Consider the following 733-nt stretch of genomic DNA (forward strand, 5'->3'; position numbering starts at 1 on the left):
TTAGGCTTAACGGGTGGTCCCGCCAGATTCACACAGGATTCCTCGAGCCCCATGCTACTTGGGTGGTTCACAAGCGAGCCGTACAGATTTCAGCTACGGGGGTCTTACCCTCTACGCCGGGCCTTTCGCATGCCCTTCGCCTACCCATACGGTTTATCACTCACCGACCGGCCGGCAGACCAGTCAAGCAAACTCCCACAACCCCACACACGCAACCCCTGCCGGGTATCACACGCCTGCGGTTTAGCCTCATCCAGTTTCGCTCGCCACTACTCCCGGAATCACGGTTGTTTTCTCTTCCTGCGGGTACTGAGATGTTTCACTTCCCCGCGTTCCCTCCACACACCCTATGCGTTCAGGTGTAGGTGACAGCCCATGACGACTGCCGGGTTTCCCCATTCGGACACCCCCGGATCACAGCTCGGTTGACAGCTCCCCGGGGCCTATCGCGGCCTCCCACGTCCTTCATCGGTTCCTGGTGCCAAGGCATCCACCGTGCGCCCTTAAAAACTTGGCCACAGATGCTCGCGTCCACTGTGCAGTTCTCAAACAACAACCAGCCACCCACCACCCCAAACACACAGCCTGAGTTCACTGGGACCGGCAACCAAGGGCAGACCAACGGCCGCACCCTCAGACACCCAACAGCACACCCAACCAACCCCGAGAACCCGGTCACGTTCCACACCTCACGGCAGTACTAGCAACCCGGCCCCCACGGCCAGCTGAATAG

General features: G+C 60.0%; 2 rRNA genes (both only partly in view). Both read right to left on the minus strand.

The features are described 5' to 3' along the window. Positions 1-517, minus strand: a 23S ribosomal RNA gene (locus tag JJV70_RS09120); it reaches 2,180 nt to the left of the window's first position. A 124-nt stretch (positions 518-641) separates the two neighbouring features. After that, a 16S ribosomal RNA gene (locus tag JJV70_RS09125) occupies positions 642-733 on the minus strand; it runs 1,331 nt beyond the window's last position. Together the 16S and 23S rRNA genes form the textbook arrangement of a ribosomal RNA operon.

Source organism: Streptomyces sp. JJ66 (genome assembly GCF_019303495.1).
GTDB lineage: Bacteria > Actinomycetota > Actinomycetes > Streptomycetales > Streptomycetaceae > Streptomyces.